15 protein-coding genes, 1 tRNA gene and 1 pseudogene are annotated in these 15,020 nt (G+C 46.4%); 7 read left to right on the top strand and 10 right to left on the bottom strand.

The window, feature by feature from the left end:
- Positions 1-107 precede the first annotated feature (107 nt).
- From BM082_RS15500 to folB, 3 genes are read right to left on the bottom strand one after another with little or no spacing between them, the layout of a single operon-like run.
- Complete coding sequence (locus BM082_RS15500; protein ID WP_074927631.1) at positions 108-911, bottom strand: undecaprenyl-diphosphate phosphatase; 804 nt, start codon at positions 909-911, stop codon at positions 108-110.
- Positions 912-951: 40 nt separating this feature from the next.
- Entirely contained in the window at positions 952-1,452 is a 501-nt protein-coding gene (gene folK, locus BM082_RS15495) for a 2-amino-4-hydroxy-6-hydroxymethyldihydropteridine diphosphokinase (RefSeq protein ID WP_017011935.1), read from the bottom strand.
- The gene (gene folB / locus BM082_RS15490; RefSeq protein WP_017011936.1) at positions 1,449-1,808 is read right to left on the bottom strand and encodes a bifunctional dihydroneopterin aldolase/7,8-dihydroneopterin epimerase; all 360 of its coding nucleotides are present in this window, start codon (positions 1,806-1,808) and stop codon (positions 1,449-1,451) included. Before folB ends, folK begins: the two co-directional genes overlap by 4 nt.
- A 181-nt stretch (positions 1,809-1,989) precedes the next feature.
- Here folB and plsY point away from each other — a divergent pair, with 181 nt between their 5' ends.
- Positions 1,990-2,625 (top strand): glycerol-3-phosphate 1-O-acyltransferase PlsY, encoded by a 636-nt coding sequence (gene plsY, locus BM082_RS15485; protein WP_074927629.1) that lies wholly within the window; start codon positions 1,990-1,992, stop codon positions 2,623-2,625.
- Positions 2,626-2,660: 35 nt separating this feature from the next.
- Here the strand turns inward: plsY and tsaD are convergent, their stop codons facing one another.
- Positions 2,661-3,680, bottom strand: a complete 1,020-nt coding sequence (gene tsaD, locus BM082_RS15480; protein WP_017014504.1) for a tRNA (adenosine(37)-N6)-threonylcarbamoyltransferase complex transferase subunit TsaD — start codon at positions 3,678-3,680, stop codon at positions 2,661-2,663.
- 208 nt (positions 3,681-3,888) lie between these two features.
- Here tsaD and rpsU point away from each other — a divergent pair, with 208 nt between their 5' ends.
- The 5 genes and pseudogenes from rpsU to BM082_RS15455 all read left to right on the top strand — a co-directional run bounded on the left by rpsU (position 3,889) and on the right by BM082_RS15455 (position 8,623).
- Positions 3,889-4,104: a 30S ribosomal protein S21 gene (gene rpsU, locus BM082_RS15475; protein ID WP_002537656.1), complete on the top strand. Its 216-nt coding sequence runs from the start codon at positions 3,889-3,891 to the stop codon at positions 4,102-4,104.
- 25 nt (positions 4,105-4,129) lie between these two features.
- Positions 4,130-4,573, top strand: a complete 444-nt coding sequence (locus BM082_RS15470) for a GatB/YqeY domain-containing protein (protein ID WP_017016524.1) — start codon at positions 4,130-4,132, stop codon at positions 4,571-4,573.
- A gap of 146 nt (positions 4,574-4,719) precedes the next feature.
- Positions 4,720-6,471, top strand: a complete 1,752-nt coding sequence (gene dnaG / locus BM082_RS15465; protein ID WP_017016525.1) for a DNA primase — start codon at positions 4,720-4,722, stop codon at positions 6,469-6,471.
- 81 nt (positions 6,472-6,552) lie between these two features.
- Positions 6,553-8,394: pseudogene (gene rpoD, locus BM082_RS15460) on the top strand (RNA polymerase sigma factor RpoD); the annotation flags it as partial.
- 153 nt (positions 8,395-8,547) lie between these two features.
- Positions 8,548-8,623: transfer RNA gene (locus BM082_RS15455), tRNA-Ile, on the top strand.
- 107 nt (positions 8,624-8,730) lie between these two features.
- Here the strand turns inward: BM082_RS15455 and BM082_RS15450 are convergent.
- The 6 genes from BM082_RS15450 to BM082_RS15425 form a co-directional block, all read right to left on the bottom strand.
- On the bottom strand, positions 8,731-9,474 hold the full coding sequence (locus tag BM082_RS15450) for a hypothetical protein (protein ID WP_074927627.1): 744 nt from the start codon (positions 9,472-9,474) through the stop codon (positions 8,731-8,733).
- 1 nt (position 9,475) lies between these two features.
- Complete coding sequence (locus BM082_RS15445) at positions 9,476-10,603, bottom strand: AAA family ATPase (RefSeq protein ID WP_074927625.1); 1,128 nt, start codon at positions 10,601-10,603, stop codon at positions 9,476-9,478.
- Between the two features lie 290 nt (positions 10,604-10,893).
- Positions 10,894-12,432, bottom strand: a complete 1,539-nt coding sequence (locus BM082_RS15440; protein ID WP_074927623.1) for a replication endonuclease — start codon at positions 12,430-12,432, stop codon at positions 10,894-10,896.
- Complete coding sequence (locus tag BM082_RS15435; protein WP_074927621.1) at positions 12,416-12,679, bottom strand: hypothetical protein; 264 nt, start codon at positions 12,677-12,679, stop codon at positions 12,416-12,418. The genes BM082_RS15440 and BM082_RS15435 overlap by 17 nt, the downstream gene beginning before the upstream one ends.
- Positions 12,672-12,914, bottom strand: coding sequence for a helix-turn-helix transcriptional regulator (locus BM082_RS15430; protein WP_074927619.1), 243 nt, complete (start codon positions 12,912-12,914; stop codon positions 12,672-12,674). The genes BM082_RS15435 and BM082_RS15430 overlap by 8 nt, the downstream gene beginning before the upstream one ends.
- Positions 12,915-13,001: 87 nt before the next feature.
- Complete coding sequence (locus BM082_RS15425; protein WP_074927617.1) at positions 13,002-13,919, bottom strand: hypothetical protein; 918 nt, start codon at positions 13,917-13,919, stop codon at positions 13,002-13,004.
- 903 nt (positions 13,920-14,822) lie between these two features.
- On the opposite strand from BM082_RS15425, the gene BM082_RS15420 reads away from it, so the two are divergent.
- A complete protein-coding gene (locus BM082_RS15420) occupies positions 14,823-15,002 on the top strand; it encodes a hypothetical protein (RefSeq protein ID WP_074927615.1) in 180 nt (59 codons plus the stop codon).
- Positions 15,003-15,020 lie beyond the last annotated feature (18 nt).

The raw sequence follows: 15,020 nt of genomic DNA, 5'->3' as shown, positions 1-15,020 counted from the left end.
ACAGATTACCAACCCCACAAAAAAAGCTGCCATCGGCAGCTTTTCTTTTACTAGGCTCTAGAAACGTTTCTTCCTAGGACCTTCTTTTCCCGCTCTTCCTAACCTGCTTATCGCGTTGCAAGGAACGCCGCCAAGCCTACGCCCAGCACAATGCGGTAGATAACGAAGGGTTTCATGCCCATGGTCGTGACCAGTTTCAAGAACCAGTGAATACAGATGTAGGCGCTCACGAACGACACAAACACACCCACAAGGATCGGAGACCACATCACAGGCACATCGCTTTTCATGAGGCCAAGGCCAAGGTAACTACCCGCCAGAACAATGATGGGAATCGACATCAGGAACGAGAAACGTGCCGCCGCTTCACGGGTGTAGCCCAAGTAAAGCGCCATGGTCATGGTTGCACCAGAGCGTGACGTACCCGGGATCATTGCCAGCGCTTGCGACAAGCCAATCAGCAGTGCAGATTTTGGCGTGGTTTTGTATTCATCGATTTCACATTTCGCATTGTTGTCCACCCACCAAAGCAGAAGACCAAACACAATACAGGTCACCGCGATCACCCACGCAGAACGCAGATACATCTCGATGATGTCTTTCATGAACAAACCGAAGATACAGGCAGGAATGGTCGCCAGTGCAATCATCCACGCCAAGGTCGCATCAGATGAGCGTTCGCCTTTGAAAATAGAACGGAAGAAAGCGCCAAGTAACTGCGTCACTTCTTTGCGGAAGTAGCCCACAACCGCCAGAAGCGTACCGACGTGTACGGCCACGTCGAAGGCAAGGCCTTGATCTTGCCAACCAAGAATTTCTGACGGAAGAATAAGGTGTGCAGAGCTAGAAACAGGAAGGAATTCCGTCAGCCCCTGAATTAAAGCCAGCGCAAAGGCTTCAAACATACTCATAGTTAGTCATCACTTAAAAGTTAAAAAAGAAAAAGGTTTCTTACACGGAAAAATCAGACACAGGCCAGAGGGGCTGCTCATCAGAGAATGCATTCCATGCTTGTTCGTACGTTTGCGTGTCGCCAGGAATCACCTGTTCAGGACACAACTCAGCGAGAGGCCAGAGTGTGAAAGCAAACTTATAGACATCCTTACGTGGCAATGTCGGCCCTTCAGCCTGAACACGGTCGCCATAGGTCAGTAGGTCAATGTCTAATGTACGATCACGAAACTTCACCGCATCACGCTCACGGCCCCAGCGCGATTCGATGTCTCGAAGCGCTGCAACAATGCCTTCCAGCGTTAGATCGGTATGAAGTTCAACGACAAGGTTATAAAAATTAGGGCCTTCAAAGCCCACAGGTACAGCTTCAAACACACGGGAACTACGACAATTCGCATCGAGTTCTTTCAGTGCAGCAATCCCTTCAACAATATGGCGTTCGCGTTCGATATTCGATCCAACACTCACCAATACCTGCGTACCTGCTCTTTGTGTCACCGTGTGCCTCGCTCAATGACTACACCAACAGCGCGAGCTTGTGGCACAGCTCCCGGTTTGCTGACTTTTACACGAATCCAAGAAACAGAAAATTGCTGCTGAATCAGCGAGGCAATTTCTTCTGCAACACGCTCAACCAACAAGAATCGGCCTTGTTCAATGTGCTGAATAACGGCATTACTCACAGAGGCGTAATCTAGCGCAAAAGCCACGTCATCACTGTTAGCAGCAGGTTTGTTGTCATGACCCATTTCAATATCAAACACGAGCTTCTGTTTGATTTGTTGCTCCCAGTCGTACACACCAATGGTGGTAATGACTTCAAGCTGCTCAATAAATACTAAATCCATGTTCATCTAAATTTTTTCAGAGGTCGGATACCCATTATGCGCAAAAGCACGTAACATCGCTCACAGTCACATAACGAACCACACTATTAATACACAATGCACCGATACAACAGGTGGCCTTGTGTTTTGTGCGCGAACTATAGCAAGTTCTCGCCGCCCTAGCGACTGTTCAAAGTTGGATGATGGAATGACCGCACTTGGAATGCTGATGATTGTTGCCGCTTATCTACTGGGTTCAATATCCAGTGCGGTGCTGATCTGTCGGTTGTATGGGTTACCCGACCCACGAGACCAAGGCTCAGGCAACCCTGGCGCAACGAATGTCTTTCGATTGGGTGGCCGTTTGGCCGCTGGATTGGTGCTCTTGTGTGACATGCTCAAAGGCACGATCCCCGTCTGGATCGCCTACCTCATCGGCATCAACCCGTTCATGCTGGGCTTGATTGGTATCGCAGCCTGCTTAGGCCACATCTACCCTATCTTCTTCCATTTCCGAGGCGGAAAAGGTGTCGCCACTGCACTGGGTGCCATCGCCCCTATCGGCTTGGATCTCACCGGTGGTTTGCTCCTCACTTGGCTTGTCGCCGTGTTAGTCACCGGCTTCTCATCGGCAGGCGCATTAGCGACCGCACTGATTGCCCCTTTCTTTACCTGGCTCGTAAAACCGCAATTTACAATGCCCGTCGCCATGTTGGCGTGTCTGATCATTTTCAGGCATCAAGACAACATTCGTCGGTTGTTGAATGGGGAAGAGACCAAGATTTGGCATAAGAACAAAAAGCGCAGGGAAGAGAAGGAAGAGCAGAGCGGCCCTAGCACCTAGGTCCGCTTTTTCTTTTCCCAGAACCGATTCAGTTCTTAAGATTTAATCGTCATCAACTGGTCAATCGGCCAACGTGGGAAACCTTTCACGCCCAAATCGTTGTGCTCGCCGTTTTTCAGGCGTTGCATACCTGCGTACGCAATCATCGCACCGTTGTCGGTACAAAATTCAGTACGTGGGTAATACACTTCACCGCCGAGCGACGTCATCAAAGCTTCAAGCTTCACGCGTAAATGACGGTTAGCACTCACGCCACCCGCAATCACAAGACGTTTCATGTGACACTGTTTCAACGCACGCTTACATTTGATTGCCAGCGTATCCACAACGGCATCTTCAAATGCGCGCGCAATGTCCGCTCGGGTTTGATCGTCATTATCGTTCGCAGCGATGGTATTGGCCGTAAAGGTTTTCAGGCCCGAGAAACTAAAGTCTAAGCCCGGAACCGTTGTCATCGGGCGAGGGAACGTGAAGCGAGCGCTGTCACCTTTCTCAGCCAGTTTCGACAACAATGGACCACCCGGGTAATCCAAGCCCATCAGCTTCGCGGTTTTATCAAACGCTTCGCCCGCAGCATCATCAATGGATTCACCCAAGATCTGATACTCACCAATGGCCTTCACTTCAACCAACAAAGTGTGACCGCCAGACACCAACAGTGCAATAAATGGGAACGGAGGCGGTGTGTCTTCCAACATAGGCGCAAGCAAATGGCCTTCCATGTGGTGGACAGCCACGGCAGGCAGGTTCCACGCATACGCAAGACTACGGCCAATGGTTGCGCCCACAAGCAGCGCGCCAACCAAGCCAGGCCCCGCCGTGTAGGCCACGCCATCAAGGTCGCTCGGCGTTAAACCGGCTTCCGCGAGCGTCGCTTTAATAAGAGGAATGGTTTTCTTCACATGATCGCGAGATGCCAGCTCCGGTACCACGCCACCGTAGTCCGCGTGCAGCTTTACTTGGCTATATAGCTGATGCGCTAAAAGCCCTTTTTCATCATCATAAATCGCAACGCCAGTCTCGTCGCACGATGTCTCGATGCCCAGAATTCGCATAACACCTCAGCTCTCTTGGATCCCAGATCGATCCGCGATCGATCTGCCAGTTTCAAAAACAGGCCGCAATATTACATGCGCCCGATCAAATTCACCAGTTATGCTTTACAAGCGCCCCAGTATCGGATTAGAATTCCGCACCATTTTTAATCAAAGCTGGTCATTTTGTCTCCAGCGATTACTGAACAACCCCTGAGGTGAAAGGCATATGCCAGTAGTTAAAGTACGTGAAAACGAACCATTCGACGTAGCACTGCGTCGCTTCAAGCGCTCTTGTGAAAAAGCAGGTATTCTTTCTGAAGTTCGCCGTCGTGAGCACTTCGAAAAGCCAACTACCGTTCGCAAACGCGCTAAGGCTGCCGCTGTTAAGCGTCACCTGAAGAAGCTGGCTCGTGAGAACGCACGCCGCGTTCGCCTGTACTAATTACGATTAATACAGGAATTGTGAAATGGAATTGATTAGTCGCATTAAAAGCGAACAAATTGTAGCGATGAAGGCGAAAGATAAACCTCGCCTTGGCACCATTCGTTTGGTTATTTCTGCAGTAAGACAACAAGAAATCGACGGTCAGAAAACGCTGAACGACGAGGAAGTGTTGGCAGTTTTAGTCAAAATGGTTAAGCAACGTCGCGATTCCGTTTCTCAGTACCAGTCAGCCGGTCGTGATGACCTTGCTGATGTGGAATTGGCTGAAATCTCTGTTTTGGACGAGTTCATGCCACAACCACTCAGCGACGACGAAGTGGATGCAATGGTTAAAGAAGCCATTGCAGCCTCTGGTGCGAGCTCCATGCAAGACATGGGCAAAATCATGGCCATCCTGAAACCACAAGTTCAGGGCCGTGCTGACATGGGAAAAATTAGCCAATTGGTTAAATCTAATCTGGCGTAAATTTTTTCCAACCTGCAAACAAGCCGTGCTATCCAATTGCGGAATGCGCGGCTTGTTCGTATCTTATCGGTAGTAAAATGTCGCCATGCTTATGCATGTGCTAGCATTAACCGACTCGCCCAAACTCATCACATAAACAATAGGTTATGGCAGGAAAAATCCCACGTGCTTTCATTGACGATCTACTCGCCCGACTGGACATAGTCGAGCTAATAGACGCACGTGTGAAACTCAAAAAGCAGGGCAAGAACTACGGTGCCTGCTGCCCTTTCCATAACGAAAAAACACCGTCTTTTTCCGTCAGCCAAGAAAAACAGTTCTATCATTGTTTTGGTTGTGGCGTGCACGGCAATGCCATCGACTTCATCATGGAGTTCGATCGCCTTGAATTCGTTGAAGCCATTGAAGAGCTCGCCTCTCAACTCGGCGTTGACGTCCCTCGTGAAAACGACAGCGGTGCCCCAAAAGGCCCGTATGCACGAAGCGATCAGAAACGCGACCTTTACCAAATGATGGGGCAAATTGCCCAGTTCTATCAAAGCAGCCTGCGCACCGAAGCAGGACATGTCGCGATTGACTATCTTAAAGGGCGTGGGCTTTCTGGCGAAATCGTACAAAAGTTTGGTGTTGGCTTTGTTGCCGATGAATGGGATCAAGTTCGAACCCGTTTTGGTAAAGATAACGAGAGCCAGAAAGCACTGGTCTCTACCGGCATGTTGATTGAAAACGACAATGGCCGACGTTATGACCGATTCCGTGGACGTGTCATGTTTCCCATCAGGGACAGACGCGGTCGCGTGATTGGCTTTGGTGGTCGCGTGTTAGATGACGGCACACCCAAATACCTCAACTCACCAGAAACGCCTATATTCCATAAAGGGCGTGAGCTATACGGGCTTTACGAAGCGCTACAAGCGCACCGTGAACCGAAACAGCTCATGGTTGTTGAAGGCTATATGGATGTGGTCGCACTCGCACAGTTTGGTGTGGATTACGCCGTCGCCTCATTGGGCACAGCCACCACCGCCGAACACATGCAGACCCTGTTCCGTCAAACCTCCAACGTCATCTGTTGTTATGATGGAGACCGCGCAGGACGAGAAGCAGCATGGCGTGCCATGGAGCAAGCCCTGCCGCATTTGAATGACGGACGCCAACTCAAGTTCATGTTCTTGCCTGATGGCGAAGACCCTGACTCCATGGTCCGAAAAATAGGAAAAGACGCCTTTGAAGCCGATCTTGCCGCAGCAATGTCGCTTTCAGAGTTTTTGTTTTCTACCCTTATGGAGCAGGTTGATAGCAGCAGCCAAGAAGGCAAAGCGAAATTAACCACGCTCGCCGTACCACTGATAGACAAAGTGCCTGGTGGCACATTAAGACTCTATCTCCGTAATATGCTTGGACAAAAGCTCGGATTACCTGACGAACAGCAGCTCGAAAAGCTGATCAGTCAACAAGGTAAAGCACAGGCTCGCAAGCCATTACCCGAGATGAAGCGCACGCCAATGCGTGAGGTAATCACCCTATTATTGCAAAACCCACGTTTTGCAGAATCGCTTCCCCCGCTAGGCGGAATGGATGATCTCAACATCCCAGGTCTTAAATTATTTACGACCATGCTTGAACTCTGTATACAGCGTCCCAATATTACTACAGGACAGCTGCTCGAATTTTGGCGCGGCACCGAACAAGAAGCATTGTTAGCCAAGTTGGCCAGTTGGGAACTTCCCATCAATGAGTACAATGCATTAGATGTATTTTTAGATTCACTGGACAAGATTCTTGCGCAGTGTGTCTCACAACAAATAGACAAGTTACAAGCAAAAGACCGAAGCGTCGGCTTATCAGCCGAAGAACAGCGGGAATTGTGGCTATTAATCCAAAGCCGTCCCGACTAGAAAGTAGTCAGCACTATTGTAATTTGCTAGAATTGGAAGTTTGCGCTCCCGCATACTAAATTCTTCACTCAGACCCGAAGTTGGATATCGTCTATGGATCAAAATCCGCAGTCACAGCTAAAGTTGCTTGTCGCAAAAGGTAAGGAGCAAGGCTATCTAACCTATGCAGAAGTTAATGACCACCTACCAGAAGACATTGTCGACTCCGATCAGATAGAAGATATTATTCAGATGATCAACGACATGGGTATTCAGGTAGTGGAAACCGCTCCTGATGCCGATGAGCTGATGATGTCTGAAACTGTCGCCGACGAAGATGCCGTCGAAGCCGCAGCTGCAGCATTATCAAGCGTTGAATCTGAGATAGGTCGTACAACTGACCCAGTGCGCATGTACATGCGTGAAATGGGTACGGTTGAACTGCTTACTCGTGAAGGCGAAATTGACATCGCCAAGCGCATCGAAGACGGTATTAACCAAGTACAGGTTTCAGTCGCCGAATTCCCAGGCTCAATCAGCTACCTGCTCGACCAATTTGATAAAGTTGAAGCAGAAGAGCTGCGCCTAACAGACATCATTTCTGGCTTTGTTGACCCAAGCCAAGACGACATCGCACCAACCGCAACACACATTGGTTCAGAACTGAGCCAAGAAGAGTTGGACGATGAAGACAAGAATGATGATGATGATGACGAAGAGGAAGAAGATACGGGCATCGACCCGGAGCTTGCTCGTGAGAAGTTCAACGAACTTCGCGTGTCATACGAAAACATGCAAGCCGCAATTCAAAAGAATGGTCGCTTCCATGCAGATACAGCAGGTTCAGTTGCCGAGCTGTCTGAAACGTTTAAACAGTTCCGTCTAATCCCGAAACAGTTTGACCGTCTAGTTACCCAAATGCGCAACACCATGGACCGCGTACGCACGCAAGAGCGTCTTGTTATGCGTCTATGTGTTGACCAAGCAAAAATGCCGAAGAAAACCTTCGTACAATTGTTTGCAGGTAACGAATCGTCAGACAGCTGGTTAGATAAAGCACTGTCTTCAGACAAACCGTTTGCTGAACGTATGAAGCAATACGAAGAAGATCTTCGTCGCTGCGTACAAAAACTGAAAATCATCGAAGACGAAACCGGCCTGAACGTTGAGCGTATCAAAGACATCAGCCGTCGTATGTCTATCGGTGAAGCAAAAGCACGCCGTGCGAAAAAAGAGATGGTAGAAGCAAACTTGCGTCTCGTAATCTCCATCGCGAAGAAGTACACCAACCGTGGTCTACAGTTCCTGGATCTGATCCAAGAAGGTAACATCGGTCTAATGAAAGCGGTCGACAAGTTCGAATACCGCCGTGGTTACAAATTCTCGACGTACGCAACGTGGTGGATCCGTCAGGCAATCACACGTTCAATCGCTGACCAGGCACGTACCATTCGTATCCCTGTTCACATGATTGAAACCATCAACAAACTGAACCGTATCTCTCGTCAGATGCTTCAGGAGATGGGTCGTGAGCCACTGCCAGAAGAACTGGCAGAGCGCATGCAAATGCCAGAAGACAAAATCCGTAAGGTACTGAAGATCGCCAAAGAGCCAATCTCCATGGAAACACCAATCGGTGATGATGAAGATTCGCATCTGGGTGACTTTATCGAGGATACCACCCTCGAACTGCCAATGGATTCAGCAACCATGAACAATCTACGCATGGCAACCAGCGAAGTACTTGCTGGCCTAACGCCACGTGAAGCGAAAGTTCTGCGTATGCGCTTTGGTATCGACATGAACACCGACCACACGTTAGAAGAAGTGGGCAAACAGTTCGACGTAACGCGTGAGCGTATCCGTCAGATTGAAGCGAAGGCACTGCGTAAGCTGCGCCATCCAAGCCGCTCAGAAGTGCTTCGTAGCTTCCTTGACGAGTAATTCGTCTGGTTCGAACGTAAAAAATGAGAAGGCGAGCACAGCTCGCCTTTTTCATATCCAAGAATCGGTTTAAGTGGCTAAAATCCATACTGATTAGGGCATGGTTGCGTCTAGACACCCTACCCGCGTTCCCCTATAATCAACCGCCTATACGGCCCCTTAGCTCAGTGGTTAGAGCACTCGACTCATAATCGATTGGTCCCCAGTTCAAGTCTGGGAGGGGCCACCATATACAGCAAGGCCTGAGGGGTTAGTAACCACTCAGGCCTTTCGCGTTTTTATAGCTGTTATAGCATCGTTATAGCAGATTCCAACATCTGATAGTGGCCTAATGCCTTAACGAGCTAAAGTATTCGCATTTTCCATCGCAGATCTTAAGCTATCCTTGAAAGCCTCGAATGAAGGCATCACAATTCGATTTACATCAATTGAACGGTCATTAATCAGTTGCTTGATTTCAAATGTTCCAGCCTCGTTATTGAGGACATTGCGCAACTCCCCTTTAAGTGAGTTAGGGCTGTCATCATTTCCTGAACGCTCTTCAAGATTGTCGCAATTTTGATAATGAGGAGGTTTCAATGCGCACAATAGCCATGCCTCAGATTTTGGTTTTGGAATCATAGCCACGCCAAACTCAAAGTTCTGCGCCCTGAATCCCTCTAGCATTGAATCACGCTTGTTCTGCCAATCACCTCTGCCCGATGAAGCAGTTCCGTCACTATCCCTAAACAGAACGGCGATTACCGTATCTCCGACTTCCTCACTTTTGTTCTTGGCTAACTCCGACAATGACCTTGCATTCTCAAAATAATATTTCGTTTCTTGAGGTTTTTTCTTGCCTCGGAGAGACATAGCTTTTCTTGCTGCTGGGATTTTTTTTTCTGCTAGTTCAGCTTCTGACACATAAGAAACTCGCCGCACATCAAGGTGTGACATTTCATAGCCTTGGAAGATATCAACCAGCTGATCCACAATGAGCGCCATAGGTCCTTCGTCAAAATTATCCCTATCACAACTCAATGCCCCGTTGCCGCATCTTCCTATATCACCTTTACCCTCACCACTTAATAAAAAATACACTTTAAGACTCCGAACTCATATCCGTTATCTCCATCCAAAGCTTGGTCAAATCTGTATCAATAAATACTTCACCAGGCCCCATAAAATCCAGCTTTTTTGCCATAGAAGGAATATCGAATAATCTCTTAGACTTAGTTTGCCCTTGCTCATCCTTATAGAGGTATATGACACTGTCTTTAGCTACATCATCATCCATAAAGTTCAGCACCATAGGACTATGAGTTGTAACCATAATCTGATCATTCGATTTAACTAAGTGATCAATCAGATACTCTATAAGCTCAGGATTAATTCCATTCTCAATTTCATCAAAGAGTAAGAACGCTTTCCCTATCTGCAATTGCAATAATACAGCCATGAGGCGAAGCATTCCGTCATTCACATGTCGTGCTGTTGACGATACTTTTCTGTCATTGAATTTCTCGTTGATTTCTAACTGCTTCCAGCCAGATCTGAGAGATTTTGTTCTAATTTCATCTAGTTGTGGGTAAATCTTTTTTAATTCTTCTCTTAACTTATCAGCAGTTTCTGTTCCCGATTCATGGATGAATGCGGATAACTTTTCACCTCCAAGTCCTAGCTTCCCATCAGCACTTCTATTTTGACTTCTTAAAAGCTCTGGGCTAATGAGATCAAGCGAACGAATGTTCAGAATTACTTCCTTTAAATTTTTTAGATCCGTTCCTTGTTGGTTATCTTTCAACCTAGATAATATTGAACCCTGATAGTCAAAAATTATCTTATGCTTCGTTCCTCTATAGATGTAGCTACCATCTTCAACTGACAATATTTTATCTGCGCCACAGTAAATTGATTCTTTTGTACAACTCAAAGAAGAACGATTAAAACTTCCCTGCCATGACAGTTCTTTCCCATCAACTTTCAGGCCAACCTTGAACTCAATATTACTTTTTTTTGTAAGCTTTGAATTCAAATCGGAGCTATCCCAATTTCTAGCATTAAGCCACTCTTCAACTTCCCCACACATCAACTGAGAAATGAAATCCATAGCCTGTAAAATTGTAGATTTTCCCGAACCATTGAGTCCTACAACACAGTTGAACTTTGACAAAGGAAGCTCAAAGTCCACTAACGACTTAAAATTATCAATCCAAACTGAGTTAATCACTATATTTCTCCAATGGTGTTTTCACTCAAATAGCATACATCAATGACCAATGATTGATTTTAAAATCAACAACCCATTCAAAGTGTTCATTGCTGCCCCTATGGACAAAAGCTTTCTGATTTTACCCAGATATAAGTGACATACCAAGGGACTCTCCCGATATATATGACTCACAAACGACATCCGATATTGTGTATAAGTCGAGAGTCACTTTTTCGGTTCAGCCCCATCACAACCTACTTGTCAAAATACAGTTATTCACAGAACTCCAAGTAAAAGCACATTTGCCACTAGGACAAATGCCACTCATTGACGCGGGTGATGATGGTTTTCCCGCCTGCTGAGATGCCTTTGAGTACCTTTAAAAGCTCCTCTTCGCTATACATGGAGCTTTTAACCTCTCCGGTCGCGTAATCCACGCTGAGTTCGTAATGTGGCGCTATGGCTTGTTCAGTGCGCTTACAGAACACACCGCCCATTAATGCCGTGTAGGACTTCCAGCAACCGTTGTCTGCGGCTTCATGAATGTCTGTGACTAACTTGGTTTCGCCCATCATTTCTTTCAAGCGGCGCAGTTCGCGCCACACGGTGACGGAACAACCGCCGAGTTGTTGAAACTGGCGAATGCTCCAACAGGCCGCCCACGCTTCCACCCTTGCCGCTGCGCATTTTGGGTCTTCACCATAAACGCCTGATTCGAGGTTTTCGCCGTCGATGTTCTTTGAAATGTATTTAGCTATGTAACCCGTTGCTGAACCCTTATTAGGGTCAATCTTCACTTCGGTGAAACGGTGGCGATCTGCGCCAGCTTCGTCGCTATCTTCGCGTAAATTGTATTCACGCATGGTATCTACCAACACGTCATAGTGCCTTGGCTCTACAAACAACAATAAATGCCAATGCGGTGTGCCGTCATGCTGAGGCTCTACGACGCGAAAACCATAGAAACGCACCTCTTCACGTTGAAGCTTGGCGCGAATGAGCTTCCAAATGTCGTTAAGGTAGGCTTGCGCTTCGGCGGGTGTGTAACCGCCCCACTTTGGGTTTTCATCGCCTGTAGTGGCGTAGCTGCGGTGATACTTTGATGGGCAAGTTAGCGTTAAAAACGTCGCTGAATGGCCTAACTCGTTAGCTAGGTCTTCAAAGCCACGCGCACGAACCATCAATTCCATTTTGCGGATTTTCGGATCAGACACACCCTTTTGAGATAGCTCCAACAGGCTAAAGCTTTGGCCTAGTTGATTGGTGACTATCGTCTTTTCAAGGTATTGCGCTTGATGAAACTTTTGTGCAGTTCTGGCTTCAAGCGTTTCATCTGAACAGTAAATAGCTCTTACACGGGTAACTTGATTCAAATGACGCATCACGGTTTCAATGTTCTTTCGCAATGCCTTGCGAAGTTTACGCAGCCACCATGATTTATCAGAAAGCCTTCTTAGCCTTCCCTCTAACGTGTATTTGTCTTCATCTGGCGGCTCAAAGCCAAAGCTCAAGCAGAGCGCATGTAGGGCATTGATGGTTTCATCTTCTGCGCCATACAAAGTGCGACGGATAGATAACGCAGCATCAACCAGCGTTTCGGCTTCTTCACGCAGTTCATCTTCTGAAATATTGAGATTGAGCTTTTCAGGGGATACGGTCAGCTTCGAAACAAGGCTATCAACGGTTTCACGAAGGTCAGTGTTTCGGGTGAAAGCATCTGAAATGGCGATATAGCGTTTAAAGAGAATGCGCTGTGCTTTCGGTGGCAAACGGCAAAGCCGTTCTTCCACGAACGGCCTGTCGAATCGATCGAGTGTTTCGTATTCTTCCTCAGTAATTGGAGACATCAATCGTCCTCCCTTTCTGAGTCAGTTCAAACACATCTCGCTTAATGCCATAAGGGAAAATGGTTCGGTAGGTGATCAGCCCTTCTCGATACAGTTTCAGCACGGTACGAGGGTTCAATTTAATGTCGAAACCTCTAGAGCCAACGTAACCCGTATTATTCACGCGATAGTCAGCACAAAGCTCAAACCAATGCCCGTCTTGCATGGCTTTGATGATGCTAATTAGGTATGGATTTAACTTAAGCATGCACACCCCCGTCACATACGAGTTGGGTGTATTTACGTTGGTTATCGAGCCATTGGTCGAGGTCTTCTTTGAGGTAACGCACCGCACGACCGATTTTGATAAATGGCGGCGCTTCGGTGCGGTTCTGTCGATGACCTTCCATGCGTGATTGACGCAAAAAGGAACGGCTCATGCCGATGTAGGCGGAAGTCTCTTGCTCTGTGTATGCGCGTTTCTGTGTATGTTCTGTTTGCATTTTGGTATCTCCCTTTGTTGGTTAGGAGATACCGTAAGCGTCCCAATAGGCTTGGGACTCTGGTTGGGACGCTAGCTGGGACAGTTTCTAGTTTTGATTGTTTTTAGCCGTCGTTACATAGTTTTTAAAGGTTTTATACTTCATGGTTCTAACCGTGTTTTCCTGCCCAAACCACTCAATTTCATCATTGTTCATGTCGCTGATTAAGCTGTCTAAGTCAATCTCTCGGGTATCAGCCTGATGATCTCGTTTAATCACATTCCAAATAGTTCGAGTATCAACGGTAGCGTTTCCAAGCAATACACGATTAATCATGATTTTGATGGGATGCGTCTCTACATCACTCGTATCAACAACTTTTTGGCTTTGAAGCCCGTCTTTAGTGGTTTCTAAACCAAACACTTTATTGACCTCTCTAAGGTCAAACCGAAGATCAGCCTTATTGACCCGAGTGGGCACAGTGCCTAACTGTTTCTCTTTCATACCAACAAAAGCTTTACTAAACACCTCTAACGCGCCGAGAAATCCCTCTCCTGAGTTATCTCTCTCAATCTCCTTTTTTACCGCCTCTTCTAGCCCGCTAGGCCTTTCCACAACTTCACCTACTGCAAAGAATGGCTTTGTAGGAAGTTTGGAGAGGGGGGCAACATTGGCAACAAAAAAACCACTGGTTTTCGCAGACGGGAAAACGTCACTCACAAGACGCCAGTTTGTAGCAAGTTCAGGCTGCGCAATCAAAACCTTATCCAAATCGAGTTTCGGCTCATTGCTTGCGCGTTGAGAATCCTTTTTTGACAGCACAACAACGCCATCGTAATCAAAGATATCACCAAGCGTCTTCTTGTATCCGTCTATGACTTTCGAATAACAGTAAGCCAAACCTTTACTGTTTATCTTTGCGAAGAGCATAAGTTGACGTTGCTCTACCGCATAAAGCAAATCACCTTTGGTTAGTGGCGTTACATCTGAGATTTCATCTAAGCGGTAAAAGCGTCTTTTCAGCATCCGTGCCTACTTCCTATCCTGTTTTCTAACCTATAGGTTAAACAAACCGAACAGGCTTGATCAATACGTTCGGTTAGAAGCCGAACGTTTATGCGACTCTGTCGGTTACCTAACCGAACTAGTGCTATAACCGTGTTCGGCTAGAAGCCCTGTGTTTATGCGGCTTCGTCGGTTATCTAACCGAACAAGTGCTAAAACCACGCTCGGCTAGAAGCCTAGTGTTCATTCGGCTTCGTCGGTTATCTAACCGAACGTGTGCTAAAACCTCGCTCGGCTAGAAGTCTAGTGTTCATGCCGCTTCGTCGGCTACCTAACCGAGAAGTGCTATAAGCATGCTCGGCTAGAAGCCTAGTGTTTATGCGGCTTCGTCGGTTAACTGACCGAACGTTTTTTAGTGGTGGTTTTGGTAAGCCTAACGGCTTGATAGACCGAGGAATTAGATCTTTAGGTTTTGATACCATGCAGTACAAACTACGACTTCAACATTTAACCCATTCCCTCCATAATAACGTCCTACGATTAAAAGCAGGCTCTAATAAAAAGCAACCTAATTCGTGATTTATATTTACAGAAGATACTATCAAGCAATTTATTAGGTTAAAAATATAACTCACTTGAGCTATACCAAATAAAAAAGAAAGTAAAGAACATTTAACACTAGCGAAAAATCAAAACAAAAACCCCAAAAAAACGCAACAAAAGCTACCCAAAAAAAACACAAGCACACATAAAAACATAAAACCAAAAATAAACTCTACAATTATTGTTCTTACCCAGAATGAATTGGATTAAAATCCTGAAGGTAAAATCTTTTCATTAGTTAATGTTAAAATTGTTAAAATTAAATTTCATGAAGGCAATTTTTGTCAGCATGAGTCTATAGATATTATTTAAGAGTAGAATATGTCAGAAGGTACTAGATTTGTTGTTGGTGTTTTAGGAGAGTCTTGGTCAGGTAACGATGAACAAGATTGGTTTGGTCTATTAGATATTTCATTTGAAAAATTCGATAACAACGGAGAGGCAGAGTTTTGTCCAATTAACAAAAAAGCCTATACTGTGAGAGTGAAAAAGCGTTTGTAACTAGAAACTTCAAAAATC

Source organism: Enterovibrio norvegicus DSM 15893 (assembly GCF_900115495.1).
Classification (GTDB): domain Bacteria; phylum Pseudomonadota; class Gammaproteobacteria; order Enterobacterales; family Vibrionaceae; genus Enterovibrio; species Enterovibrio norvegicus.
Note: the sequence above shows the minus strand (reverse complement) of the source record. Positions and strands in the feature narration are given on the sequence as shown.

What these genes read in the sequence shown, in the direction of transcription:
- BM082_RS15500 (WP_074927631.1), bottom strand. Translation starts at nt 911, where the DNA reads ATGAGTATGTTTGAAGCCTTTGCGCTGGCTTTAATTCAGGGGCTGACG.
- folB (WP_017011936.1), bottom strand. Translation starts at nt 1,808, where the DNA reads ATGAACATGGATTTAGTATTTATTGAGCAGCTTGAAGTCATTACCACC.
- plsY (WP_074927629.1), top strand. Translation starts at nt 1,990, where the DNA reads ATGACCGCACTTGGAATGCTGATGATTGTTGCCGCTTATCTACTGGGT.
- tsaD (WP_017014504.1), bottom strand. Translation starts at nt 3,680, where the DNA reads ATGCGAATTCTGGGCATCGAGACATCGTGCGACGAGACTGGCGTTGCG.
- rpsU (WP_002537656.1), top strand. Translation starts at nt 3,889, where the DNA reads ATGCCAGTAGTTAAAGTACGTGAAAACGAACCATTCGACGTAGCACTG.
- BM082_RS15470 (WP_017016524.1), top strand. Translation starts at nt 4,130, where the DNA reads ATGGAATTGATTAGTCGCATTAAAAGCGAACAAATTGTAGCGATGAAG.
- dnaG (WP_017016525.1), top strand. Translation starts at nt 4,720, where the DNA reads ATGGCAGGAAAAATCCCACGTGCTTTCATTGACGATCTACTCGCCCGA.
- BM082_RS15440 (WP_074927623.1), bottom strand. Translation starts at nt 12,432, where the DNA reads ATGTCTCCAATTACTGAGGAAGAATACGAAACACTCGATCGATTCGAC.
- BM082_RS15435 (WP_074927621.1), bottom strand. Translation starts at nt 12,679, where the DNA reads ATGCTTAAGTTAAATCCATACCTAATTAGCATCATCAAAGCCATGCAA.
- BM082_RS15430 (WP_074927619.1), bottom strand. Translation starts at nt 12,914, where the DNA reads ATGCAAACAGAACATACACAGAAACGCGCATACACAGAGCAAGAGACT.
- BM082_RS15425 (WP_074927617.1), bottom strand. Translation starts at nt 13,919, where the DNA reads ATGCTGAAAAGACGCTTTTACCGCTTAGATGAAATCTCAGATGTAACG.
- BM082_RS15420 (WP_074927615.1), top strand. Translation starts at nt 14,823, where the DNA reads ATGTCAGAAGGTACTAGATTTGTTGTTGGTGTTTTAGGAGAGTCTTGG.